Origin of the sequence: Actinomadura roseirufa (assembly GCF_900659635.1) — a bacterium.
Classification (GTDB): domain Bacteria; phylum Actinomycetota; class Actinomycetes; order Streptosporangiales; family Streptosporangiaceae; genus Spirillospora; species Spirillospora roseirufa.
Genome location: NZ_CAACVB010000011.1, coordinates 49,404 through 72,821 on the forward strand (window position 1 = coordinate 49,404; position 23,418 = coordinate 72,821).

17 protein-coding genes are annotated in these 23,418 nt (G+C 73.5%); 5 read left to right on the forward strand and 12 right to left on the reverse strand.

Going from position 1 to position 23,418, the window contains the following annotated elements; translation table 11 throughout:
- Positions 1-2: 2 nt before the first annotated feature.
- Together E1291_RS04355 and E1291_RS04360 are read right to left on the reverse strand one after the other, a co-directional pair.
- Positions 3-308, reverse strand: coding sequence for a WXG100 family type VII secretion target (locus tag E1291_RS04355; protein WP_131736231.1), 306 nt, complete (start codon positions 306-308; stop codon positions 3-5).
- Positions 305-706: a YbaB/EbfC family nucleoid-associated protein gene (locus tag E1291_RS04360; protein WP_131736232.1), complete on the reverse strand. Its 402-nt coding sequence runs from the start codon at positions 704-706 to the stop codon at positions 305-307. The genes E1291_RS04355 and E1291_RS04360 overlap by 4 nt, the downstream gene beginning before the upstream one ends.
- 202 nt (positions 707-908) lie before the next feature.
- On the opposite strand from E1291_RS04360, the gene E1291_RS04365 reads away from it, so the two are divergent.
- Positions 909-1,190, forward strand: coding sequence for a hypothetical protein (locus tag E1291_RS04365; RefSeq protein WP_131736233.1), 282 nt, complete (start codon positions 909-911; stop codon positions 1,188-1,190).
- 90 nt (positions 1,191-1,280) lie between these two features.
- Here the strand turns inward: E1291_RS04365 and E1291_RS04370 are convergent, their stop codons facing one another.
- The 7 genes from E1291_RS04370 to E1291_RS43755 form a co-directional block, all read right to left on the reverse strand.
- Positions 1,281-2,507 (reverse strand): hypothetical protein, encoded by a 1,227-nt coding sequence (locus tag E1291_RS04370; RefSeq protein WP_131736234.1) that lies wholly within the window; start codon positions 2,505-2,507, stop codon positions 1,281-1,283.
- Between the two features lie 365 nt (positions 2,508-2,872).
- On the reverse strand, positions 2,873-3,643 hold the full coding sequence (locus E1291_RS04375; RefSeq protein WP_131736235.1) for a hypothetical protein: 771 nt from the start codon (positions 3,641-3,643) through the stop codon (positions 2,873-2,875).
- Positions 3,644-3,667: 24 nt separating this feature from the next.
- Entirely contained in the window at positions 3,668-10,654 is a 6,987-nt protein-coding gene (locus E1291_RS44505) for a DUF8616 domain-containing protein (RefSeq protein WP_131736236.1), read from the reverse strand.
- 8 nt (positions 10,655-10,662) lie between these two features.
- Positions 10,663-10,965, reverse strand: coding sequence for a WXG100 family type VII secretion target (locus E1291_RS04385; RefSeq protein ID WP_131736237.1), 303 nt, complete (start codon positions 10,963-10,965; stop codon positions 10,663-10,665).
- Complete coding sequence (locus tag E1291_RS04390; RefSeq protein ID WP_131736238.1) at positions 10,962-11,363, reverse strand: YbaB/EbfC family nucleoid-associated protein; 402 nt, start codon at positions 11,361-11,363, stop codon at positions 10,962-10,964. Before E1291_RS04390 ends, E1291_RS04385 begins: the two co-directional genes overlap by 4 nt.
- 687 nt (positions 11,364-12,050) lie before the next feature.
- Positions 12,051-12,803, reverse strand: coding sequence for a hypothetical protein (locus E1291_RS04400; RefSeq protein WP_131736240.1), 753 nt, complete (start codon positions 12,801-12,803; stop codon positions 12,051-12,053).
- 1,598 nt (positions 12,804-14,401) lie between these two features.
- Positions 14,402-15,412 (reverse strand): hypothetical protein, encoded by a 1,011-nt coding sequence (locus E1291_RS43755; RefSeq protein ID WP_242613936.1) that lies wholly within the window; start codon positions 15,410-15,412, stop codon positions 14,402-14,404.
- A gap of 33 nt (positions 15,413-15,445) precedes the next feature.
- Here E1291_RS43755 and E1291_RS43760 point away from each other — a divergent pair, with 33 nt between their 5' ends.
- A complete protein-coding gene (locus tag E1291_RS43760; protein WP_242613937.1) occupies positions 15,446-16,543 on the forward strand; it encodes a MinD/ParA family ATP-binding protein in 1,098 nt (365 codons plus the stop codon).
- Positions 16,540-16,962 carry a hypothetical protein gene (locus tag E1291_RS04410; RefSeq protein WP_131736241.1) on the forward strand — a complete coding sequence of 141 codons (423 nt, stop codon included), beginning with the start codon at positions 16,540-16,542 and terminating at the stop codon, positions 16,960-16,962. Before E1291_RS43760 ends, E1291_RS04410 begins: the two co-directional genes overlap by 4 nt.
- A gap of 18 nt (positions 16,963-16,980) precedes the next feature.
- On the opposite strand, the gene E1291_RS04415 is transcribed toward E1291_RS04410, so the two are convergent.
- Together E1291_RS04415 and E1291_RS04420 are read right to left on the reverse strand one after the other, a co-directional pair.
- A complete protein-coding gene (locus E1291_RS04415) occupies positions 16,981-18,408 on the reverse strand; it encodes a DUF1266 domain-containing protein (RefSeq protein WP_131736242.1) in 1,428 nt (475 codons plus the stop codon).
- Positions 18,409-18,520: 112 nt separating this feature from the next.
- Entirely contained in the window at positions 18,521-19,459 is a 939-nt protein-coding gene (locus tag E1291_RS04420; RefSeq protein WP_242613938.1) for a DUF6177 family protein, read from the reverse strand.
- A 168-nt stretch (positions 19,460-19,627) separates the two neighbouring features.
- On the opposite strand from E1291_RS04420, the gene E1291_RS04425 reads away from it, so the two are divergent.
- Complete coding sequence (locus E1291_RS04425) at positions 19,628-21,082, forward strand: LCP family protein (protein WP_165494957.1); 1,455 nt, start codon at positions 19,628-19,630, stop codon at positions 21,080-21,082.
- A gap of 180 nt (positions 21,083-21,262) precedes the next feature.
- A complete protein-coding gene (locus E1291_RS04430) occupies positions 21,263-22,513 on the forward strand; it encodes a glycosyltransferase (protein ID WP_242613939.1) in 1,251 nt (416 codons plus the stop codon).
- Between the two features lie 29 nt (positions 22,514-22,542).
- Here E1291_RS04430 and E1291_RS41760 read toward each other — a convergent pair.
- Positions 22,543-23,418: hypothetical protein (locus E1291_RS41760; protein WP_207400547.1), on the reverse strand; the 876-nt coding region annotated here is incomplete at its 5' end.

Sequence of the window (23,418 nt, forward strand, 5' to 3'; positions counted from 1 at the left end):
GCTCACTTCGGCCTGGAGGCTTCCTCGGCCACCTGGTAGTTCTGGGCCATCTGGTCCACGCGCGCCTTGATGCCGTCGAGCCCCTTGACGAGCTTGCCGAACATCTTCAGGGTGGAGTCGCGCGGCTCGATGTAGTTCTCCTCGAACCGCTTGCCGACCGTGTCGTCGCCCCAGCAGTCGCCCTCGGAGGCGAGCGCGGCGTTGAGCCGCTGCAGGATCCCGTCGAGCGCGACGGCGCGGTCGTGGAAGCCCTCGCCCGCCCGTCTGAGGCTCTCGGTGTTGACCCTCACATAGCCGCCGCCCGTCATCGCGGCAGGACCCCGAGGCGCTCGCGGACGGCGTCGATGTCGTCCGGCCGTTCGGGCAGCAGCTTGCCGAGGTCGAAGCCCGTCTCGGCGGTGCCCTCCGGTACCAGGTCCCGCATCGCGGCGCGCACCTGCTCGGCGACCTGCCCGGACGCGTTCTTCGACGCCGTCATGATCGCTTCGGCGAGCTCCTCGGAGCCGAGCTTGCGGAACACCCGGGGGTCGAGTTCGAGGTTGGTCAGCCGTCCCTGCCGGTCGACCGTCACCTTCACCAGGCCGTCGGCGGCCTCCGCCGCCGCCTCGGTCGTCTCAAGCCGGGCCTGCATGTCCTGGATTCGCTCGCGCACCTCGTGATAGGCCTTCAGGCGCTCGTCGATATGCGCCTGCCACTCAGCGTGCACGAGGACCCCTCTGGTCGGCCGGGCCCGCGACGGTGCACGATCACGGACAGGGAATGATCTTTATATGATCTTTGTCTGCTCTGCCGCAACCCATTCGGTCCGTCCGAAGTCCGGGTTCAGGTGAACAGAAATTGAACACCCCGAGATCTCGGAGACCGGTCCGCTCGCGGAGCCGGGACGAACACCAGGAAGGACGCCGACCATGCGCAGAGGTCCGAGCATCTGTGACGCCTGCGCGCGGCTGCGGCAGCGCGCCGACCCCGAGGCGCTGACGTCGGCCGGAGCGTGGATCCCCTACTGCGACGCGTTCCCCGAGCGCGTCCCCGGTGAGATCTACGTCGGCGGCTTCGACCATAGACAGCCCTACGAGGGGGACGACGGCGTCCGGTTCGAGATGCGGCAGGGTGGGGAGAGGGTCCTCAACGCCTACGAGGCGTTCCGCGCCCTGCGGCGTCGGCGCGCCGAGCGGGCGTCGGACGGCTGAGCGGGCTTGACCGGGGGCGGGTCAAGCGCTTGCGGTCACCCCGGTCTTCGTGGCGCGCCGACCGGTCCTTCAAGGCCGAACGGCCGTAACTCATTCCGGCGGCGGGGTGAGGATGCCGTTCCATTCGAGGGTGCGGACGGCGGCGGCGAGGTCGGGTTCGCCCAGCGGGGGAAGCCGGTGGTCGTTGGCGCGGATGTGCGCGAGGAGGTCCGCCTCCGGGGGCACGCCGTGAACGCGCAGGTAGTAGGGGACGCCGCCGGGCCACACCCACGTCCCGTCGGTGCGGTACTCGGTCGGGACGCCCGCGGCGTGACCGGGGTCGCGGAGGTCGGCGGCGGGGCCGGAGCCCTCGTAGACGACGGGGGCCTCCTCCAGATAGCGCTGGACGGCGTCGCGTTCCACCTCCGGGACCAGCGGCCGCCCGCCGGGGACGGCGCCGTCCGGGCCGACCGGGGGGAAGGTCAGGCGCAGCGACTGGGTGTGCTCGGCGGCGAGCGCGCGGAGGTCACCGAGGCTCGCCGCCTCCCGCTCCTCGGCGTCGACGCCCACGGGGCCGCCCTCGCAGCGGCGGATCGCGTCGAGCGGGGGCAGCCCGGCCTCGTAGGACTCGCGCAGCTTGAGGATCAGCGGCACACCGGCGTTGACGCCCGCCAGGCCCGCGTCCTGGCGCTCCAGGTAGGACGCCCCGTCGCCGGTTAGGGAAGCCCACAGGTAGCCGAGGACGACACCGTCCCGGACGACCGTCAGATAGCGGACCGGGCCACGAGCTTCGGACGCGTAGGACGGCGGTACCGAGAGGGTCAGCGGCCCCCAGCCCTTCGCCCGGTCCACCGGGGTGCCGTCGGGGAACTCGCCGTCCTGGACGAGCGGACCGGCCGGTGGCGGCAGGTCCGGGTTCGCCAGCAGATCGACCTCGGCGAGCGCGGCGGCCTCCCGCTCGGTGGTGCCCGCCGGGATCGCTCCGGCCTCGGGGTCCTCGGGGGCGCCGATCCAGCGGCGGACGGCGTCCCTGGCCGGGACGCCCCGCTCGTGCGCCTCGTCGAGACGCGCGTCCCAGACCATGGGGGCGCGGAACGCCCGCTCCAGGGCCTCGGCGCGCCGGACGAAGCCCGCGGCGTGGTCGGTGACGGCCGCCCACAGGTAACCGATCGGCTCGCCGCCGAGGACGACCGGAAGATAGATGACCGGCTTCCTGGTCGCCGAGTCGTAGCCGCGCTGGGGAGCGCTCTCGGAGAAGGGGATGTCGGCGTTCTCCGGCGCCGCCGGAAGACCGGGGGACGCCGGGACGCCGGAACCGTGCTGACCGTTGGCGTTCATGATGTCCTCAGGATCCGGACGAATGCGGAGTCGGTGTCGAAAGGGCGCACGCCGTCCGGGTACACATGGCCCCGCCGCGGATCGTGCGCCGGGCGGCTGCGGGCCTGCCCCGGACCACCGGCCCGCTGTGTCCGACCGCGCCCGGCCACGACCGTGGGTCGCCTGTGACCTGAACGAGGCCCTGCCTCATCCGCTGGACGAACCCGCTTCGCGGCGCGTGGGGCTCCTGCCGTGGGACGTGAGAACCTGCGGAGGGCTGGGTCATCGCTGGTGATCCTCCTGTCCCTGAAAGTCTATTGCGCTGCAGGTCACCGGGGTCTGGCTCCGGGTTTGGCGAGCCTGGCCCGGTGCGCGGCGGACACTGGTCACTGAGCGGCGAGGTCCCGCAGGACGGCCAGGCCGGGGGCCTCGGAGACCGGCGTGCCCGCCGGAACGCCGCCGCCCCGCTCGTCCTCCGGCGTGCCGATCGCCCGCTCCAGCGCCTCCAGTGGAGTCAGCCCCGACTCCCGGGCCGCGCGCAGCGCCCGCCGCCAGGGGACCGCCGAGTCGAACCCGGCGTCGCCCGCCGCCCGCCGGATGACGTAGGACGCCGCGTCACCGGCAGCGGACGCCCACAGGTAGCCGAGCACCACACCGCCCTTGCTGACGGGGACGTAACGGACCGCGCCCTCCGCCGTCATCGGATAGTCGCCGGGGCCGGGCCCCGCCGGTACCGGCGGACGCTCCCCGCGCCGCACGGCGGACGACCGGCTCCGGCGCCGCCGCTCATCGAGCGGACCGGCATGACCCGGATTGGCGATCTCGCGCAGTTCCGCGAGACCGGCGGCCTCCCGTTCGCCCGCGCCGTCGTCGAGCCGCCCCGGACCGTCCTCCTCCGGCGCGCCCGCCCACTGCCGCAGCGCCTCCAGCGGGCGCAGCCCCCGCGCCTTCGCCGCCCGCAGCCGCCCGTCCCACACCCGGTAGGCGCGCAGGCTCTCGTCCTTCTTCGCCAGCCGCCGCAGGCAGCTCGCGGCGTCGTCGGTCACCGACGCCCACAGGTAACCGACCGTCTCCCCGCGCAGCGTGATCGGGTAATACCGGACGGGCTGGTCGGTATCGCGGGCATAGGAGCCGGCCGAGGCTCCGCGATCTGTCATGGCTTCCATCATATCCACAGCGGGTCAGTCGCCCGGAGGAATGGCTCGGGCGTAAAGGTGAAGTGCGGTACCGAACTGCCGGACGTCGGTGATCTCATAAGTGAGGAATCGCGCCAGCACGAGTTCACGCTGTGTCGGATAAACACTTTCGGTGCCCATCCACAGCGCGCGAATCCCGGCCGGCACCTCCAGATGGAGGTAGACGGGCGGCCGCATTCCGTTGAGCTCGGGCGGGACGCGGCCGAGCGCGGCCGAGGTGAAGCCCGGCTCCGTCCAGCGCGCCCCGAGCAGGCCGTCCGGGTTGTCCGGGTCGAAGCCCGGCAGGAAGTTCACGTCCTGGAGCCCCCGCTGCACCTCGATCGGCTCGGGAAGCGGCTGGTCCAGGGCGGCGTCCATGAGCCGTACCCGCTCCGCGAACTCCTCGGGCGTCGGCCAGTGCCCGAACGACGCCGTGATCAACCCTCGGTCGCCGGCCCCCTCCCGGACGTGGTAGTCGAGCGCGGCCCCCGGGTCGGCGTCGTCCATGATCTCGGTGATCAGCCGCTCCTGGTCGGGGGTCAGATCGTCCCGTCCGATGGCGTCGTAGATGTCGTCGAGGGTCGGAACGCGCCCGCCGGTCAGCTCATAGAGCGACCAGCCGGGGTACACGCTGTCATGCCATTCGGCGAGACGCTGCCGCACCTGCGCCATGTCAAGGGTGCCGTCCGGGCGCAGGAGATCGTTGTAAGGCCAGGAATGGCGGGTGTATTCCAGGATCGCCCGCCGCTGCTCGGGCGGAAGATCATGGAAGACCCGGCCGAGATGGTTCTCCCCGTAATTCGAGCCCTCGCCGTTGGTGGCGAAGCGCCGGAACCCGTCGCGGACCTCGCCCGGCAGCGGATCGGCGTCCGGATCGGGACCGCGCGGCGCCGCGTGCCCGGCACCGGCTCGCGGCGCGTCCGGGTCGTCCCGGGTGCTTTCGTGGCCGGGCGCGTACCCGTCCTGCCCGGCGGGGGTCCTGGTGCCGTCCGGGTGGTACGTGTGCCAGGTGCCGTCCGGCGGGATCGTCGGCCGCTCCCGCCCGTCCGGCCCGGGGCGGCCGGACGAGGCGTACACGTTGCCGTCGCCGTCGGACCAGGCACGCCCGGTCGGCGCCGTGACCGGAACGCCGAGCCGCTGGGAGAGTTGCGCCGCGAAATCGCCCTCACCGGTGCGGCACGACAGCAGCAGCACCTCCCGCCCGTCCCACGTCGGGTCGTGGCGGACCAGCTCGGCGACGTCGTCGACGCTCAGCGGCCGCCCGCCGGCGAGCAGGCCGTCCGGCCCGCCGTGCGCGTCGAGGATGAACCGGTGCGGATCGGCCGGAACGCGCCGCGCCAGGTCCCGCATCGGCGCGTCGTCCTCGCCGTACAGCGACATCCCGCCGGGCGTGCGCTCGCTGAGGCGGTACAGGTCGTGCAGGTGCTCGGGAAGACCGGCGGGCACGCCGTGCGCCAGTGCCCCGCCGTCATGCCCATGGTCGGGACGGGGCGTCCCGGACGTCTGGTGGGGCGCCTCGAAGAACGGGCCGCTCCTCCGATGCGTGGTACCACCGGGGGCGTTCGTGCCGGGCGCGTTGGTGTGCGGCGCCCCCGCCCCGCCCGGCGGAGTGGGACCGGGATGGAGCGGCGCGCTCCACGCCCCGTGCGGCGTCGTGGCGAGACCAGCGCCGCCGGGCCGAGGCGCTCCGGAGGGACCGTCCGCGACCGGCGCGCCGTGCGGAGGGGCCGCCGGGTCGTGGGCGAGGTGCGTCGGTGGCGCTCCAGGGGCGGACGGCGTCGTCTCGGGGCGAACGGGCCCGGTGGTGAACGGCACGTTGGGCGCCGCGCCGGGGCTTGGGGCGGCAGGCGTATGAGGACGTGTGCCCGGCGCGTCCGGCGTGGCCCCTGGATGGTGCGGCGCGGTACCCGCGCCTGGCGGCGTCGCATACGGATTGTGGGGCACGGGACCCGCGCCGTGCGGAGTCGGAGGGTTGAACGCGGGGTGATGTGGTGCGGCGCCGGGGTCGGAGGTCCCTCCGGCGGGATGGTGGGGGGTCGAGGGCGGCCGGTGCGGCGGCGTCCCTGCCCCGGGCGACGTCGCGTACGGGTTGTGCGGGACGGGCCCTGAGTCGTGCGGGGTCGCTGGAGGGTTGGACGCCGGGTGATGCGGAGCCGCACCCGGCACATGCGGTGCCGTTTCCGTACCTGGGGCTCCGGCCAAGGGCACGTGAGGCCCAGGGCCCGCACCGGGTGCGCCGCTGGCCGGAGTGTGGGGCGCGACCCCAGGTACATGAGGCGGCGTGTGCGGGGTGGGGCTGTTGGTCGCGGGTACGTGGTGCGCACTTGGAGCACCGGGCATGGGTGCGTGCGAGGCACCACCCGGCACGCCCGCTGAAGGCGTGTGAGGCGCGGCACTTGGGGAGGACGCGCCGGTCGCGGGTGCATGGGGTGCCGGGGTGGGGTTCGGGGGGTTGGGCGCGGTTCCGTGGGGCGTGTTTGGGGCGCCAGATGTGGGCGTGTGCGAGGGGCTGCCCGGCACGCCCGCCGCAGGTGTGTGGGCTGCGGTGCCGGGGTTTGGGGCTCCGGTCGTATGGGGAGTGGTGCTCGGGGATGGCGTGCCGGTGGTGGGTGCGTGGGGTGCTGGGCCGACGCCGGGCGCGGGTGTGTTCGGGGTGCTGTTTGGTGGGCTTGTGGTGGGTGTGTGGGGTGCGGGGCCGGGGCTTGGGGCTCCGGTCGTCGGTGTGTGGGGCGCGGTCGCCGGTGAGGGGGTGCCAGGGATGCCTGGGGCTGGGGCTCCGGCTATGGGGTTCGGAGCCGGGGCTGTCGGCGTGGCGTAGGGGTTGTTGGGGACCGGGCCCGTGCCGTGGGGCGTTGCCGGTGACGTGTAAGCGGGGTGTGGGGATGGGCCTGCGTGTGAGGTCGTCCCCGCGCCTGTACCCGGAGTGCCAGGAGAGCCGGGCGGGAGGACGGTGGCGTGGATGTCCCAGGTCGCGCGTCCGAGACTGTCGAAGCCCGTTTGCACGACATTGGTGATCTGGTACCGGGTTCCGCGTGGCAGGACCAGTTCCCGCTGGTCCGGGTAAATGCTGTTGGTCCCCATCCAGACGCCGTGCGCGCCTTCCGGGAGGTTGATGCGAATGCGGTACTCGAACGGGTTGTTGTCGACGACGGCCGGGTTCTCGCCGAGGGACGTCGACATGTAGCCCGGTTCCGTCTGCGTGGTGCCGACCAGCCAGGACGGATCCCGTCCGGCGAGCGCGCCGCCGTCGAGGGCGCGCAGGAAGTCGATGTCGTGCAACCCGCGCGTGGCCTGGACGGCCTCCGGGAGCGGCTGGCCCAGAGCCCGGTCCAGCTCGCCGATCCGGCGGTTGAAGGCCTCGACGGTCGGCTGCTCGCCGAAGTAGCCGCGCAGGAAACGCCGGTGCCTCGCGGCGCTCACCATCTCGCTGAGCCGGCGCCCCGGGTCGGGGGAGTGCAGCACCTGGTTCACGATGTCGCGCTGATGCGGCTGGAGGTCCGGCCGCGCCGCCATGCGTTCCACGTCCGCGAGGCTCGGGACCTTCTTGTCGTTGAGCTGCACCATGTGCCAAAGGCGCGAGTGCTCGTCCGTCAGGTGCTGCAGGTTACCCGCGAGGTCCGCGCCCGGACGCAGATACAGGTTGGGCATTGACTGCCGCGTGTACCACCTGAGCGCGTTCTGCAGTTCCGGGGGCAGGTTGTTGTAGACGTGAGCCAGATGGTTCTCGCCGTACGCGGCCCCATCTGAGTCGGTGTCAAAACGGCGCACACCGTCCGGGTCCACATGGCCTGGACGCGGATCGTGCGCCGGGAGGCTCTGCCCGGCCGCCGGGTGGACGGGGGTGGGCACCGGACCGCCTGCCGGCGGAACGGGTGCCGGATCGTGCGTCGCCCAGCCGCTCGACCCGATCCGCCCGTTCCCATCGATCCCGATGTGCCCGGTCGGTGCGATGACGCGGACGCCGAGCTCCTGCGCGAGCCGGGCCGGGACGTCACCTTGACCGATGCGGTCGGAGAGCATCAGGACGTCACGGCCGTCCCAGCCGGGGTCGTTGCGGACGAGGTCGGCGACCTCGCTGACGCTCAGCCGGCGGCCGTTCACGATCAGGCCGCCGTGATCCCCGTTCCCGCTGACCATGAACCGGCGGGGGTCGGGGGCGATGTGGCGGGCGCCACCCCGCCGAGGGTCGCCGGGATCGAGGAAGGTACGCCCCGAGGGAGTCTCCTGGCTGCCGCGCCAGACCTCGTGCAGGGGGCCTGGCAGATTTGGCGGCACGTCCCCGCGCGGCATCGCCGACCCGTCGTCGCCCGACCGGTCACGGGCCGTTTCGGGATCGCCCTCACCACGGGGCCGGTCGTCGTCCCGTGGCCGAGCGTCCCGGTCGCTCTCCTCGAGCGTGCGCGGCCGTTCTTCGTCAGGCGTGCGCGGTCGCCCGTCGTCGGGCGTGCGGGGCTGGTCCTCGCCGGGGGTGTGCGTCCGCTGGTCTTCCGGCTTTCGCGGTTGCCCGTCGTCCTGTGCGCGCGGGGTTTCCTCGCCCGGTGTGCGGGGGCGGTCGTCGGACGTGGGGGTGCCCGAGTCGTCCGTTGCCGCCGGGTCAGGCGCGGGGTTCTCCGGCTCACCGGGACGCGGCTGCTGGTCGGCGTGGTCCGGTGCGCCTTCGTCATCCGCCGTCCGTGTCGGGTCGGCGGTGTCCGGTGTGGGATCCGCAGGCGTGCCCGGGTCCTCCCCGAAGTGGCCGGGCTCGTTGGTGGGTTGGACGCCGTTCGGGTCGGGCGGTGTGTTCGGCTGCTCGGGCGAGGGCTCGGGCCGGGCGTCCGTGCGCTCGCCTGGGGTACGCGTCCCGTCCGACGGGATGTTCTCTCGGGACGCCAGGTCGGGCGGTTTCGGTGCCGTGCTCGTACCCTCCGGTGGCCTGCGTGTCGTGCCGGAGGACGGGGTGGCGCCCGGGTGCGGGACGGCCCCGGAAGGTCCGCCCGACGGGCCCATCGGCAGCGGGACGGGCGCGACGATCCCCGGCTGGGCGCCTGCGGCCTCGGGCTCCGGGTGGGCCAAGGCATCCGGGGCGTCGGCGGCCGTGCCGTCCGCGTGTCGGCTGTTCGAGGACTCGCCGCCGGTCGTGATGGTGGTCCCGCCGCCGCGTCCGCTGGAGGTGGGGCCCGAGTTGGGGGTGGCCCCGGCACCCGAACTCGGCGTGGAACCGGAGCCGGGAGTCGTGGGGCCGCCCGGTGTGGGGCCGCTCGTGCCGGACGGGCCGCCGCGTCCGCCGCCCGATGGGCTCGGTGTGGAGCCGCCGGACGAGGCGGCGGAGACCGGAGCGCCTCCGGTGGGGGACGCGCCGCTCGCAGGAGGGCCGCCGCCCATGAGCGCGCCGCCTGTGGGGGCCGCGCCGGACGAACCCGGGGAGGCCGGAGCGCCTCCGGCGAGAGGCGCGCCACCTGCAGAAGCGGCACCGCCCATGAGCGCGCCGCCGATGAGGGATGCCCCGCTGGACGGGGCGCCGCTCGACGGCGTGGAAGCGGGTGTGCCGCCGTCGGAACCGGGGGTCACGGAAGGCGCGCCGCCGTAGGCCGACAGGTCGCCGCCGAGGCTGCCGCCGGGCGGCGTCGAGGAGCCATCGGGGGTCGCGGAGGCCAGGGACGGGCCGTGATTCGTCCCGCCCCCGTCGCCGAGGAGGGCCGCGATGCGGTTCACGCCGCCGTCCGAACCGCCGCCGTGGTTCATCGGGGCGGACTCGCCTCCGCCGCGGGCGCCGCCCCCGCTGTGCGAACCGCCGCCCGCGCCGCCGGAGGACCCGCCCCCGCCGTGAGTGCCGCCTTCGCTGCCGCCGTGTGAACCGCCTGAGTCGCCGCCGGTCGTGTAGGTACCGCCCTCTCCGCTGCCGCTGTGCGCACCGCCCGCACCGCCGCCTTCTCCGCTGCCGCCGCCATGCGAGCCGCCGGGCTCGCCGCCGCTCGCGGGGGTGCTTCCGCCTCCGCCGGAGGACGGACCGCCGCCGTCCGACACCGGGGTGATCGTCGGGCTTGCCGGAGCCGGGTCGCCGGTGGACGGCGGAGGCGCACCGGGATCGCCGCCCGGGTGCGGGGCACCGAACTCCTGAAGGCCGCCCTTGCCGCCGCCGACGGCGCCGCCGAACGCGCCGGACGTGGCGCCCTTGGCGATGGCGTCCCAGGTCAGCGGGTCGCCGTGGATCGCGGCGGTCGCGACCGTGCTGCCCGCGCCGCCGATCGCCTCGGACGTGCCCTCGCGGGCCATGCCCTTGAGCAGGCTGCCGAGCGCGGTGTCCGCCGGGCCGCCGACCCCGGGAATCTTGCCGAGACCGTGGCCCACGCCGCCGGAGAAGGCGCCGCCGAGCGCGCCGTCGAAGGTCGCCGCGCCGGTCTTCGTCCAGTCGACGCCGTCGCGGTTGCCCTGCGCGATCTGGACGCTCTGGACGACCAGGTCGAGCCCGCCGCCCTGCAACGCCCCGAAGGCCGCACCGCGCAGGACCGAGCCCATGAAGCGCCGGCCGAGCCTCTCCACCAGGCTCCTGAAAATCATCCGGGCGGTGACCTGCGCGCTCGCCTCCACGGCCGGGATGCCCGCCGTCGACGCGCCGAAGGTCGCGAACGCCGCCGCGATCAGCCAGGCGATCTCGACCGCCGTCACGATCAGCAGGGCGATGAACATGAGCTTGGCGTACTCGATGTCGAGCGCGCCGCCGTCGAGGGTCTCCGCGAGCTCCCCGCACGCCTCGGCGAGCTTGGGCAGCATCCTTGGGTCGGCGTCGATCCATTTGTCGATGTTCTGCCGGAACCTGTCGGCGGCGCCGCTGTCCAGGACGCCGAGGACGTCCGCCGCGTTGCCGCGCAGGTCGCCGATCAGCTCGTTGACGCCGGTGCCCGCGTCCCGCCACGCGTCGGCGCAGCGGCGCATCGCCGTCTCGTCGCCCTCGGGCCAGTCGGAACCGACGATCCACGACAGCCATTTGACGGAGTCCGGTATTTCGAGACCCACAGATCAGCTCACTTCGGCCTGGAGGCGTCTTCGGCCGCCTTGTAGGTCCGGGCCATCTGCTCCACGCCCGACTTGATGCCGTCCAATCCCTTGGAGAGCTGGGGGAACATCTTCCGGACGTCGTCGCACGGCCCCTTGTAGCCCTCTTCGAACTTCTTGCCGGTCGCGTCCCGGCCCCAGCAGGCGCCCTCGGCGGCGAGCGCGGCGTCCAGCCGCGTGAGGATCCCGTCGAGCGCGGCGGCGCGGTCGTGAAAGCCCTCGCCGGCGCGTTTGAGGGCCTCGGTGTCGACCTCCAGGTACTCCGCCGTCATCGCGGCGGGATTCCGAGCCGCGCGCGGACGGCGTCGAGGTCGTCCGGCCGCTCGGGCAGCAGCTTGTCGATGTCGAAGCCCGCCTCGGCGGCGCCCTCCGGCACCATGCCCTCCATCGCGGTGCGCATCTGCTCGGCGACCTGCCCCGACGCGTCCTTGCACGCCGTCATGATCGCCTCGGCGAGCTCCGCGGAACTGATCTTGCGGTACAGCCGGGGGTCGATGTTCAGGCTCGTCAGCCGTCCCTGCCGGTCGACCGTCACCTTGACCATGCCGTCGGCGGCCTCGGCCGCCGCCTCGATCGTCTCGAGCCGGGCCTGCATCTCCTGGATCTGCTTGCGCGTCTCCTGGTAGGTCTTCATGAGGTCGTCGATATGCGCCTGCCATTCAGCGCGCACAGGGAACCCCTCTGTTCGTCGGGAGCCGGACACGCCCGTGACCGCACTCGATCACGAGCGAGGGATTGATTGTTTACATGATGTTCACTCTTCTTTGCAACCTTTCTCGTACTGCTCGTGGTAGGTGGCTTTGCTTGCTTAAGTGTGGAACACTGCGGGAGGTCTGGAACGGTCCTGTCCGCAGGGGGCGGCGAACGGCGGAAAGGGCGGGGCGCCGCGCGGAAGACGAACATCTGTGATTCCTGCGCGCGGCTGACAACACGCGAATCTCGACGCGTGGACGTCGGCCCGAAGGTGGATTCCCCAGTGCGACGCGTTTCCCTGAACGCGTCCGGGTCGCGTCGCCACCGACCCCGGCGGCTGCTGGGTCGTGGAGACCGACGGCGGCGAGATCGCCGGCCTCGCGGTCGCGCAGAACCGGGGCACCGTCCGGTACCTGGCCGTCTTCGGCTTCCTGCCGGACCCAGGGCAAGGGGGTCGGCCGCAGGCTCATCGACGCGGCCCTGGCCCCACGCGGGCGAGCTCGTCCACCTGATCTCCTCCAGCCCGCGAAAACCATGTCGGTGGCTTCGGCCGTGGACGAGCCCCCACAGGGGCGGCCCGGAGGGAAGTCGTCGCTCACCCGACCGGGGCGGTGCGCCGTGACGCGGACGGGCGGTCGCCCGCCCGTCCGCGTCACGCCGCCGGTCAGTTCGTGAACAGCATCGTGTTGGTGACCTCCACGCCGAGCTCCCCGGCGGTGGAGAACACCGAGCCGGTGCGTCCGCCGGTCGGGCCGCCGTGGGACCAGTAGGACTGCGCCCACACGACGTTCGAGCCGCGCGTCCACGTCCGCGTCCAGTACGCCGGGTTCGCGCGCGGCTGCGGGAGCCGGCTCGCCTCGGACGGCGTCAGCAGCTTCGGCCAGCCGCTCAGGTTCGTGACGTTGCTGACGCCGTTCGCCGCGGACGGACCGCTGAACTTGGCGATCGAGATGACCGTCATGATCTGCTTGGACGGGTTGGCGTACACCGCCGACGACATGGTCCCGACGCACGGGTACGTGCGCAGCGTCGACAGCAGCTTGGGGTTGGCGCGGGTGATGCACGACTCCGTGCGCGTCCCGGCCCGCGTGAACGTGTTGCCCCGCGCCGTCTCGATGGTCGGCGAGAGCAGGCTCGCGGGGTCGGACGTCGTCCTGCGCGTCGTCGTCGGCAACGGGTTCGTCGTCGTCGCGGTCGGCGGCGTGTACGCGGGCCGCGAGTACGACGGGAGCACGACGGGATCGTTCCCCGAGTCGTCGTCGCGGAGCACGATGAAGCCGATCACGCCCACCACGGCCATCACGACGACCACGCCGATGATGAGCAGCGGCACGAACACGCCGCCGCCGCCACGGCGCGGCGGCGGGAAGCCGGGGCCGCCGGGCATCGGCGGCATGCCCATCGGTGGCGCGCCCATCGGCGGCGCGGGGGGCGGTGCGGGTGGCACGGCCGGCGGCGGCGGGAAACCCGGCTGGCCGGGGGGTTGTCCGGGCCATTGGGGTGGGTTCATGGTCGCTCCGGGCTTTCATCAGTGCGGGGTGCCGGTCAAGTCCGGCAAGATTAGCGGGCGCCTCGGACGTTTTCAGGGCATAGTGCCTGCTCGCCTCCCTGCTTACGACGCAAAGCCCACAGGGGAAGCGCCTCCCGCGCCCTGAGAGATGGCTCACTCGTCCATGGGCGGTGCGTCCGATGATGTTGGTCTCGTAGGCTTGCCGGGGAGAGGGGAGGCAGGTGTCCGACTCCAGCTGGCAGCACGCCGTCCTGCGCGACATCGGCGTTTCGCAACGGGGACTCCAGGCACCCGACGCGGCGTCGCCCGGCCCGGTACAGGACGTCTGGTCCGCCGAACCGCCGCCCCGTCCCGCTCCTGAACGGCCCGCGGCCGAAGCGTCCGCGACCTCTGTCTCGGACACGCCCCCGTCCCCCGCCATCGCACAGAACGCCGAGCCCTCGCCGGACAGCGCCCGCCCGCCCGCGCCGCCCGCCGAGCCGCCGACCGTCCCCCGGCAGGACGTGCCGCAGGACCGAGGAGACCACCAGCAACCCGCGCAAGCGGGTAACGCGCCGGACCCCGCAACTCAGCAGACCCTAGGGATAGGTGAAGGCAGGGCCCCATTCCAGTGGGCCGGCCAGCTACAGGACGCCGCGCCTGGCCCCGCCCCCGAGCAAGACCCCATGGAGGAGGAGACTCCGACTCGGCGGATCAGCGCCCGAGCGAGCGCAGCGCAACCAAGCCCTGCGCAGGAGTGGGAAAGCCGGCAAGTCGCCGGAGCTCAGCAAGCGTCCCCGCATGACCCGGCAACCCAACAGCCCGCCGCGCAGGATGCGGTAAGTCCGCAGGCAGGCGGGCAGGAGCACGCCGGGCAGCAGGTGCCTGTACGGGACGCGGCAGTTTGGCCGTCCGCCGCGCCGGAGCCGGTGGCTCAGGAGAGCGCGGGGCGGGACGGTGCTCCGTCGCAGTGGGCTGGTCCGCGGCACGACCCTGTACCCCAGCAAATTGCCGTGCCGGACCCGGCTGCCCGGCAAGCTCCAGCGGAGGACGCCGCAGCTCGGCAGACCGACGCCCGTGTGCCGGCGGCGCGGCAAAGCTCCGCGCAGGATGCAAGTGATCGGCACATTGCCGGAGCTCAGCAGGTATCGCCTCAGGAGCCTGCCGGACACGAAGCGGTAACCCGGCAGGATGCCGGGCACGCCGCCGCCGGTCCCCCGTGGACCGACCCGCGACAGGAGGCTGCCGCTCAGCAGGTTGCCGCTCCGGACCCGGGCGCGGAAGACGCGGTAACACCGCAGCCAGCCGAGCAGACGGTGCACTCGCCCGCGAGTCAGAGGCAGGACGCGGCAGGTTGGCAGTCCGACGCTCAGTCCGCAGAGCAGCATGGCTCCGCGCCGGATTGGTACGGCGACCAGGTTGCCGGGTACGAGTGGTCGGCCCAGCAAGGGGCGGCGCAGGTTTCGGCGGCTCAGCAACCCGCCGCGCAGGACGCGATGGCGCAACCCGGTAACGGGCAGGATGCTTCACCCCCGCCGCAGCAAGTTGCCCCACCGAATCCAGGAACGCCGCAAACCTCGACAGAGGACGCGGTAGCGCGGCAAGTAGCCGAGCCGGAGCAGACAGGACGGCAGACGGCCGCCTGGGAGTCCGCCGTGCCGGACCCGGTGCCTCAGCCAGTGCCGGAGCAAGCTTGGACCGACCGAGACCGCGCCCCGTCCGACTGGTCCGGGCCACCGCAGGATGCGGGCGCTGGAGAGGCTGCCGGTCGTGAGCGTGCCGTGCCTGATTGGGCGGGTTCGTCGCCGCAGGGTGCGGTGGGTGAGCAGGCTGCCGGTCCTGAGCGTCCTGCGGTCGAGTGGGCCGGCCCGCCGCAGGATGCCTCGGGTCAGCAGGTGGCCGGGCAGGATGCGGTGGCTGGGCAGGCCGCGGGTCGTGAGCGTCCTGTGGCTGAGTGGGCTGCGCCGTCGCCGCAGGGTGTGGTGGGTGAGCAGGTGGCTGGTCAGGCTGCCGGTCCTGAGCGTCCTGGGGTCGAGTGGGCTGGGCCGCCGCAGGATGCTTCGGGTCAGCAGGTGGCTGGGCAGGATTCGGGGGCTGGTCAGGCTGCCGGTCGTGAGCCTGCAGGGGTCGAGTGGGCTGGGCCGCCGCAGGATGCTTCGGGTCAGCAGTTCGCTGGGCAGGACGCGGAGTCTGGAGAGGCTGCCGGTCGTGAGCGTGCTGTGGCTGATTGGGCGGATTCGTCGCCGCAGGGTGTGGTGGGTGAGCAGGTGGCTGGTCAGGCTGCCGGTCCTGAGCGTCCTGCGGTCGAATGGGCGGGCCCGCCGCAGGGTGCTTCGGGTCAGCGGGTGGCCGGGCAGGATGCGGTGGGTGAGCAGGCTGCTGGTCGTGAGGGTGTTGGGGGCGAGTGGGCCGGGGCGTCGCAGGATTCCTTGGGGCAGCAGGTTGTTGGGCGGGAGGCGGTTGCTGGGGCGGAGTGGGGCGGGCGGGACGGTGTTGCGGCTCAGGGGGCGGGGCAGCGGGCTGGTGTTGGGCAGCAAGGGTGGGGCGATCAGCAGGGCGCCGTACCGGACGTGGGGGGCGAGGCGGAGCAGGGCGCGGAGCAGGTGGTGAATCCGCTGGTCACGTCCGACTTCGACTGGGAGGCGGCGGTCAATCCGGTGCTCGGGTCGGTGCAGCAGGCCGAGAGGCCGCGGACGGACGGTGCCGGGCCGCGGCAGGACGGGCCGGTGCCGCCCGCGCCCGCCGCGCCCCCGGGGCAGCCGCCGGCGGTCCCGGCCGACGACCTCGTCCGCAAGAACCAGCACGGCGATCCGCTGGCGCGGCGCGTGGGGCGCGGGGTGCGCAAGGCCGTCGGCGGTGGCGGGCGGGAGGCCAGGGAGATGGCCGCGTTCGCCGACCTGATGCAGCGGCCGGTACCGAGCGCGCGGCGGATCGCCATCGCGAGCGTGCGCGGCGGGGCGGGGAAGACGACGATGGCGGCGCTGGTGGCGACGGAGCTCGCCCGGCACCGCGCCGACCGGGTGCTGGCCGCCGACGCCGACGCCGAACTGGGCTCGCTGCCGCTGCGGCTCGGCCTGCGCGCGGACCTGTCGCTGTTCGAGCTGGTCGCGCGGCGTCCGCCCACGTTCGAGGAGGCGGCGCGGTTCCTGCCGCGGACCGCCGACGGGTTGTTCGTGCTGTCGTCCACCCGGGGCGGGCGCATCGCGGGCGAGTTCACGTTGGAGACGTTCCAGACGGCGCTCGGGCTGGTCGGCCGGTACGTGGCGGCCATGGTCGTGGACTGCGGCGCGGGGATCCTCACCGAGCTGAACCGCGGTGTCATCGCCGAGTCGCACGGGCTGGTGCTGGTGACGCCCGGCACGGTGGACGGGGCGTTGAGCGCGCGCGGGGCGCTGGAGTGGTTCGCGGCGAACGACCAGCGTGCGCTGCTGTCCCGGACGGTCATCGCGATGGTGTCGCACGCCCCGCAGGTCGGCGCCGACCTGGACCGCGCGATGCAGATGCTGACGGCGTGGGGCCTGCCGGTCGTGCCGGTGCCCTACGACCGGCACCTCGCGACGGGCGGCTCGGTGAACGTGCCGAAGGTCTCGGCGTCGGCGCGGAGCGCGGTGACCCGTGTCGTGCACGAGGTGTTCTCCCGCTCGCTGAACGCCGGGGCGGGGTCATGAGCGTCGACCTGGTCGCGCTGGTGCGGCGGCGGCCCGACGTGCACGCCGTCGCGGACGGCATGATCGCGATGGGCGAGCCGCTGCGGCTGGCCGGCGGGGAGGGGGAGCCGGCGGCGACGCGGCTCTACGACGCCGACGGGCGGCTGCTCGTCTCCATCGAGGACCCGGTGCCGGTGTCGGTGCCGGGAGAGATCGGGCGGCTGCTCGGCGCGGAGTTCGCGGCGCGGATCACGGCCCCGGTGTGGTGGGTGGACGTGCGCGCGGTCGCCGACCTGCCCGAATCGCTGCGGGTGGCCCGGATGTTCGCCGACTCGCTCGTCCACTGGCGGGGCGGGGCGGTCTACCCCGACGGCGCGAGCGACCCCCCGCCACAGAGCTGGAAGGCCACCGGCCAGACGGCGAACAGCGGAGTCGCCTGAGCTGGCCGGGCGCGGCGGTCAGGGCCAGTCGCGGGTCAGGTCCAGGTTCCAGGGGACGAGGTTCCAGGGGCTGCGGGGGTCCGTGGAGAGTTGCACGGTGAGGCGTTCGTACTCGGCCTGGGCCTTGCCGCCGCCGCCGGACCAGAGCAGGCGGCCCTGGAGGTAGCAGGTCGCCATGTCCGTCCAGGACGTGTAGCGGCGCTGGATGTCGAGGGCGAGCGGGAGCATCCGCTCCCAGCAGTACTCCTCGGTGAGCCAGCCGACCATGTGGCCCCAGCGGTACAGCATGAGGGCGCGGCCGTAGTCCCAGATGAGGAAGCGGCCGATGTTGGCGCGCAGCGCCGGGTCGGCGAGGGTCTTCAGGCGGTGCAGCTCCTCGCCGGCGTGGTCGCGGTCGTTGAACAGCCGGTTGAGGAACTGGGCGAGCTCGGCGCCCTGCTCGCTGGCGTCGGCGCCGGGCTCGTCGCGCAGCAGGGGCGGGACGAGCCGGGCGTAGTCGGCGCCCTGGTCGCCGTAGCGGACGCGGACCAGCTCGATGAGCCGTTCCACGAACGGGGGTTCGAGGGAGTCGCGGGCGATGAGGCCGTCGACCTCGCGCAGCAGCGCCGCGTACTCCTCCTGTTCGGCGGGGCCGCGGGCGGCGAGGTCGGCGTCCTGGCTGAAGTCGGCGCGGTGCCCGTCCTGGACGAGCCAGTTCAGGGCGCCGAGGAGCTGTTCGAGGTCGTAGGCGCCCCAGGGTTCCTGGAGCAGCTCGTGCGCGGTGCGGCGGTCGGCGGCCGCGGCGTCGGCGCCGTCGGCGGCGCCGAGCCGGTCCAGGCGGAAGCCGTTGATGGCGCCGTAGGGGGCGCCCGCGCCGATGATCCAGCGCTGTACCGGGGTCAGCTCGTCGCCGCGGGCGAGGACGGCGGGCAGGTCCGGGGCGGAGATCAGCTGCCACAGCCGTTCGTGGAACTCCTCGGCCTGGCGGCGTTCGCTGTCGAAGAACCCGGCGAGCTGTTTGCGCAGCGCGGGGTGCCGGACGTACAGGCGGCGGAAGTAGCGGCCGTTCTTCCACACGAGGTGCTCGGGCCGCAGGTCGCCGAAGGGGACCCTGGCGCGGCGGTGGACCATCGCCCGTTCGGCGAACCGCAGTTCCAGCTCGGGCCACAGGGTGGGCAGGGACGTGAACCGCAGCAGGAGGACGAACCCGAGGACGAGTGCCAGCAAGGTCGCGCCGGGCGCGAGGATCCAGCGCGCCTCGTCCTGGAGGCCGGTGAGCGACAGGACGGCGCCCGCGAGGAGCAGGACGACCCCGGCGGTGCCGAGGGACAGGAACCAGCCCGTCGTCAGGACCAGGGACCCTTCGATCCGGAGAACGGCGGCGTCGCCGTCGAACTCGAACGACCCCTCGGCGAGGGTCCCCTCGACGGCCCGCTCGAGCGCGCCGAGCTGTCCGTCCTGATTCATGGGGAGGACCGTACCTTATCCCTTACGGGTAGATCAGCGGCATGGTGCGGCGTATGCGGTGTAAGGCCGCTTTGGGGTGGGGCGGGCGGATCGGGGGAGACGGGGCGGGACGTCAGGCCGGCTGAAGGTGACGCATCAGCAGGCTGTGCCGCTGCCAGCCGTCGGCGGAGCGGCCGTCGCCGAGCGGGAACAGCGTCATCGGGGCGCGGGGCGGGCCGACCTGCCGGCCGGGGATGCCGTCCGGCCCGGTGACGGTGCCCGCGACGGCGAGTGCGACGGGCGCGGGCGCGCCGGTCCAGCGCGGCTCGGTGGTGAGGTCGGCGCGGCCCGGGGTGAGCTGCACGAACAGCGACGCGACGGGCTGGTCGGCGGCGAGCGCGCCGACCAGCGACGGCAGGTGCCGCAGCGGCGGCGGGTCCTCGGGCGCGTACCCGACGGTGACGGTGGTGACCTCGGCGGCGGCGCCGCCGGTGACGGTGAAGTCGCAGATGGCCTGGGCGGCCCGGGGGCCGTCGCCGGCGACGATGATCCGGGCGGCGGTACGGGCCAGCGCGTAGGCGGTGAGCCGGTCGCCGTGCCAGGGGTCGGCCAGCGGCTCGGCGGGCCCGAACCCGGTGGGCTCCTTGCCGGTGACCAGTTGCAGGAGCCGTCCGACGGGCCCGGCGAGGTCGCCTCCGGCGGGGTGCCGGAGCCGGTAGACGAGGGTGAGCTGCGAGCCGATCGGGGCGGTGGGACGGGTGACGAACCCGGGCGCGTAGTCGCGGGCCTCGGGGACGGGGCTGAACATCGCGCCGCTCCACTTCAGCGGCCGTCCGGTCAGGCCCTCGTAGTAGCCGTCGCCGTCGCGGACGACCCACTGCGCGCCGGGCCCCGCGGCGAGGGTGCGCAGCGGCGGCGACAGCCGGGAGGTGAGGGGGGTGACCAGCTGGAGGGTGCGGCCAGAGCCGGCGCAGTCGGCGGCGGCCTCGGCGAGCCAGGCGCTCAGCCGTACGAGCGGCCGGTCCTGCAGGACGACCATCGCCTGGTCGGTCACAGCGTCTACGGTGCTCATCCTCATCCGAGTTTCGAGGCTGTTGCGGATGCGCGGACCATGGATCACAGCCTAGGGCCTGTCCCCATGTGATCCTCGGGCCGTGATCGCTGTGACCGCCGTCGCCGGGTGGGGGCGGTGGGCCGGGATTGCCGTCAACACTGTCCTAGTTGTGCTGGAATGTTCCGGATGCAGCGAACCGCGCTCCCGACGGTGTACTACACCGACACCGCGCCTCCGCCGCCGGAGCCGCCGGCGCGGGGGCGTCTGTGGCGTGTGCTCGGCTGGGTGTCGATCGGGATGTCGGTGGTGCTGGTGGTCGTCAGCCTCACCGCCTACGGGTTCTGGCGGAGGCTGGACGGGCAGATCGACCGGGAGCACGTGGACGACAAGCTCGGCGACGACAGGCCCGCCAAGCTGAACAGCTCGTTGAACATCCTGATGATGGGGTCCGACAGCCGGGCGGGGGAGAACTCGCGGTACGGCACCGAGGTCGGCCAGCGCTCCGACACCACTATGCTGCTGCACATCTCGCCGGGCGGGGAGCGCGCCATCGGCGTGAGCTTCCCGCGCGACTCGATGGTGAACATGCCGCCCTGCAAGAAGAGGAAGGGCGGCGGCGTCCCGGCGCAGTTCGGAATGATCAACGCGGCGTTCTCCAACGGCGGCCCGGCCTGCACGTGGCGGACGATCGAGTCGCTCACCAAGATCCACATCGACCACTACGTCGAGGTCGACTTCGCCGGGTTCAAGCGGGTCGTGGACGCGCTGGACGGGGTGGAGATCTGCGTCCCCAAGCGCATCGACGACCCCAAGGCCGAGCTGCACCTCAAGGCGGGCCCGCAGGTCGTCCACGGCGACCAGGCGCTCGGCTACGTCCGCACCCGGTACGTGCTCGGCGATGGCTCCGACCTCGCGCGCATCAAGCGGCAGCAGGCGTTCATGGCGTCGGTGGTGAAGAAGGCCACCGACAAGGGGATGCTCACCGACCCGGGGCGCACCTATTCCTTCCTCTCCGCGGCCACCAAGTCGATCAAGGTGGACGACCGGCTCACGCTGTCGGTGATGCAGCGGCTCGCGGGCAGCCTGCGGGGGATGAGCGCCGGCAAGGTCCGCTTCGTGACCGTCCCGGTGGAGCCGTACCCGCGGGACAAGAACCGGGTGCAGTTCAACCGGGCGCTGGCGGAGCCGCTGTTCAAGGCGATCCGCGAGGACAACACGGTCCCCGAGCCCGCGGCGCCCACGCCCGTCCCCGTGCGGGGGAACACCCCGAAGGGGCCGCCGCTCCTCCCGCCGGCGCAGGTCAAGGTCGTCATCTACAACGGGACCAGGGTCGGCAGGCTCGGCCAGCGGGCGGCCGAGCAGCTCGCCGGCCGCGGCTTCCAGATCGTCATGGTCGGCTCGAAGAGGACGTCGCCGTCGGCGCGCACGCGGATCCTGTTCGGACCGGGCGCCGAGCGGCAGGGGGCGCGGCTGGCGTTCGCGCTGCCGGGGCACCCGCCGCGGGCCTGGGCGGGCGGCAGGCCCGGCTACGTCTATCTCATCATCGGCAAGGACGGCGCCACCCTGCGGGGCGCGGCGCCCGCGGTCCCGAGGATCGAGGGCGAGATCCGCGCGGACCAGGCACTGTGCGCACAGAAGTGATGGTACGGACGTTCATCGGAAGTCCGTCGTTCCTCCCCGGTATCTTGGCGGCGCGAAACCATCGATCACGGTAGAACGCCATAACGAGGACCGCCTGCCTGAAAACGCCCCCTGCCCCATGAGCCGGTCCCCGCACCGGGCTCTGCCGGCCGACACGACGCTCCCATCCGGAACGGACCGATGCCTCCCGAGCCCTTCACCCTGTTGATGACCGTCTACGGCGGTGACCGGGAGGACTACGTCCGGGCCGCCTTCCGGAGCTCGGTGGACGACCAGACGCTCCGTCCCGACCAGGTGGTGCTCGTCCAGGACGGGCCGGTGCCGCCCGGCCTCGCGGCGTGCCTGCGGGACCTGGCCGCGACGAGCCCCGTCGAGGTGGCGTTCGTCCGGCTGGAGCACAACCGCGGCCTCGGCCTCGCCCTGGACGCGGGGCTGCAGGCCGCCCGGCACGACATCGTCGCCCGGATGGACGCCGACGACGTGGCCATGCCGCACCGGTTCCAGGTACAGGTCCCGCTGGTGCGGTCGGGCGCCGACCTGGTGGGCGCCGGCCTGCTGGAGTTCGGTGCGGACATCGGCGACATCGTGGGGCGGCGCATCCCGCCGAGCGACCCCGTCGACATCGCCCGCTACTCGCGGCTGCACGACCCGTTCAACCATCCGACGGTCGTCTACCGGCGCAGCGCGGTGATCGCCGCCGGCGGGTACGGGGACCTGCCGCTGATGGAGGACTACTGGCTGTTCGTGCGGATGATCGCCGCCGGGGCTCGGATGGTGAACGTCGCCGAGCCGCTCGTCTACTACCGGGTCGGCGACGGCGCCTACGAGCGGCGCGGCGGCCGTGACCTGCTGCGTTCGGAGCTGCGGCTGCAACGTGAGATGCGCCGCGACGGCTTCATCTCCGGCGCGCAGTACTGGCGGAACGTGATGGTGCGGGGCGGCTACCGGCTTGTGCCGACGATGATCCGCAGGCCGTTCTACCGGCGGCTGGTCGCCCCGTACGGGGCGCGGCGCAACCGGTCGCGCGACCGCGCCGCGGGCACGCCGACGCCGGGGATCTCCGTCCGGCACCCCGAGGTCCCGTACATCCCGCGCCATGCCCGGCCGGTGATGGGGGACGACGCGTATCCCGGTCCGTCTGGGGAGTACGGCGCCTCAGCCCGCTACGACGCGCCGTCTAAAGGGGAAGCGCCCCGAGCGTCAGGTGCCCACGCCCTCCCGACAGACAACACACCTCATGCCTACAGTGCCCCGCCTTATGTAGAGGGGCCCCTGGTCAACGGCGTGAGGCACCCCCACGCCGCTCCGAATCGCCGGGACGTGCCCCCCGCCCGTGGCATGCCGCAGCCCTACGGCACCCAGAACCCGGCGGACACGCCTTCGGGCGGCGATGAGGGACCGCGCACACCGCCCCGCGGTCCCTCCCACTAGCCGCGCCTCTTACCCGCGGCGGCCCCGGCTCACTCGACCGGACGCGTCCACAGGATGGGCTGCCCTCCGTCCTGGCCGCTCGTGCCGCCCACGCCCAGGAGCGTGTTCCGGAACGCGGCCAGGCCCGTGACCTGCTGGTCGCCCGCACCGCCGAGGCCCGTGCCGCCGGGCACCGACGCCTTCCACGACGTGCCGTCCGCCGACGTCCACGACACGACGTCGAGCGTGCCCCGGCCGCCGGTGGTGCCCGTCGCCGCGAACCCCTTGCCGGTCGCGGTCAGGGCGAGGACCTGGATGTTCTTGGCGTCGTCCGGTGTGGGCAGGGAGACCGTCCGCCACGTCCGGCCGCCGTCGGCGGACAGGTAGCCGAGCGCGACCGGGCCGGACGCGTCGCGCCCGTTCCCGACCGCCACCAGCGTGCCGCCCCGCGAGGCGATCTGCGTCAGCACGCCGTCGGACGCCCCGGACGGCAGCGGCAGCTGCTTCAGCGCCCACTGCCGGCCGTCCGCGGAGATCCACACCGCGGGCCGGTTGCTCGTCGCCTGCGGGGCCGTCGCGTCGCGGACGCCGCCCGCGGCGGCGAACCCGAACGCGCCGCCGGTCGCCGAGCGCAGCCACCGGTTGGAGTTCGGCAGCGCGTTCAGGCCGCCGCCGCCGATGCCCTTGCCGCGCTCCCAGCCCTTCAGGTCCGCCGAGAACCAGGTGGCCGCGGACAGGCCGTCCTCCCCGACGATCACGTAGCCGGACGGCCCGGCCGCCGCGCCGTAGGTGACGAGCTGGCCCTTGCCCGGCCGGAACGCGTCGGCGCCGTCGGCGGCCTGCCAGCTCGCGCCGTCCGCCGAGGTCACGACCAGCGGGCGGCGCGGCGCGGCGCCGTCGGTGCCGACGGCGAGCCAGCCGTGCCC

Bases quoted from the DNA above. Each gene is read 5' to 3' on its own strand.
- E1291_RS04420 (WP_242613938.1), bottom strand. From the start codon at position 19,459: ATGAGCACCGTAGACGCTGTGACCGACCAGGCGATGGTCGTCCTGCAG.
- E1291_RS04400 (WP_131736240.1), bottom strand. From the start codon at position 12,803: ATGGGCGCGCCACCGATGGGCATGCCGCCGATGCCCGGCGGCCCCGGC.
- E1291_RS04355 (WP_131736231.1), bottom strand. From the start codon at position 308: ATGACGGGCGGCGGCTATGTGAGGGTCAACACCGAGAGCCTCAGACGG.
- E1291_RS04375 (WP_131736235.1), bottom strand. From the start codon at position 3,643: ATGACAGATCGCGGAGCCTCGGCCGGCTCCTATGCCCGCGATACCGAC.
- E1291_RS04410 (WP_131736241.1), top strand. From the start codon at position 16,540: ATGAGCGTCGACCTGGTCGCGCTGGTGCGGCGGCGGCCCGACGTGCAC.
- E1291_RS04425 (WP_165494957.1), top strand. From the start codon at position 19,628: ATGCAGCGAACCGCGCTCCCGACGGTGTACTACACCGACACCGCGCCT.
- E1291_RS04365 (WP_131736233.1), top strand. From the start codon at position 909: ATGCGCAGAGGTCCGAGCATCTGTGACGCCTGCGCGCGGCTGCGGCAG.
- E1291_RS04370 (WP_131736234.1), bottom strand. From the start codon at position 2,507: ATGAACGCCAACGGTCAGCACGGTTCCGGCGTCCCGGCGTCCCCCGGT.
- E1291_RS04385 (WP_131736237.1), bottom strand. From the start codon at position 10,965: ATGACGGCGGAGTACCTGGAGGTCGACACCGAGGCCCTCAAACGCGCC.
- E1291_RS04415 (WP_131736242.1), bottom strand. From the start codon at position 18,408: ATGAATCAGGACGGACAGCTCGGCGCGCTCGAGCGGGCCGTCGAGGGG.
- E1291_RS04430 (WP_242613939.1), top strand. From the start codon at position 21,263: ATGCCTCCCGAGCCCTTCACCCTGTTGATGACCGTCTACGGCGGTGAC.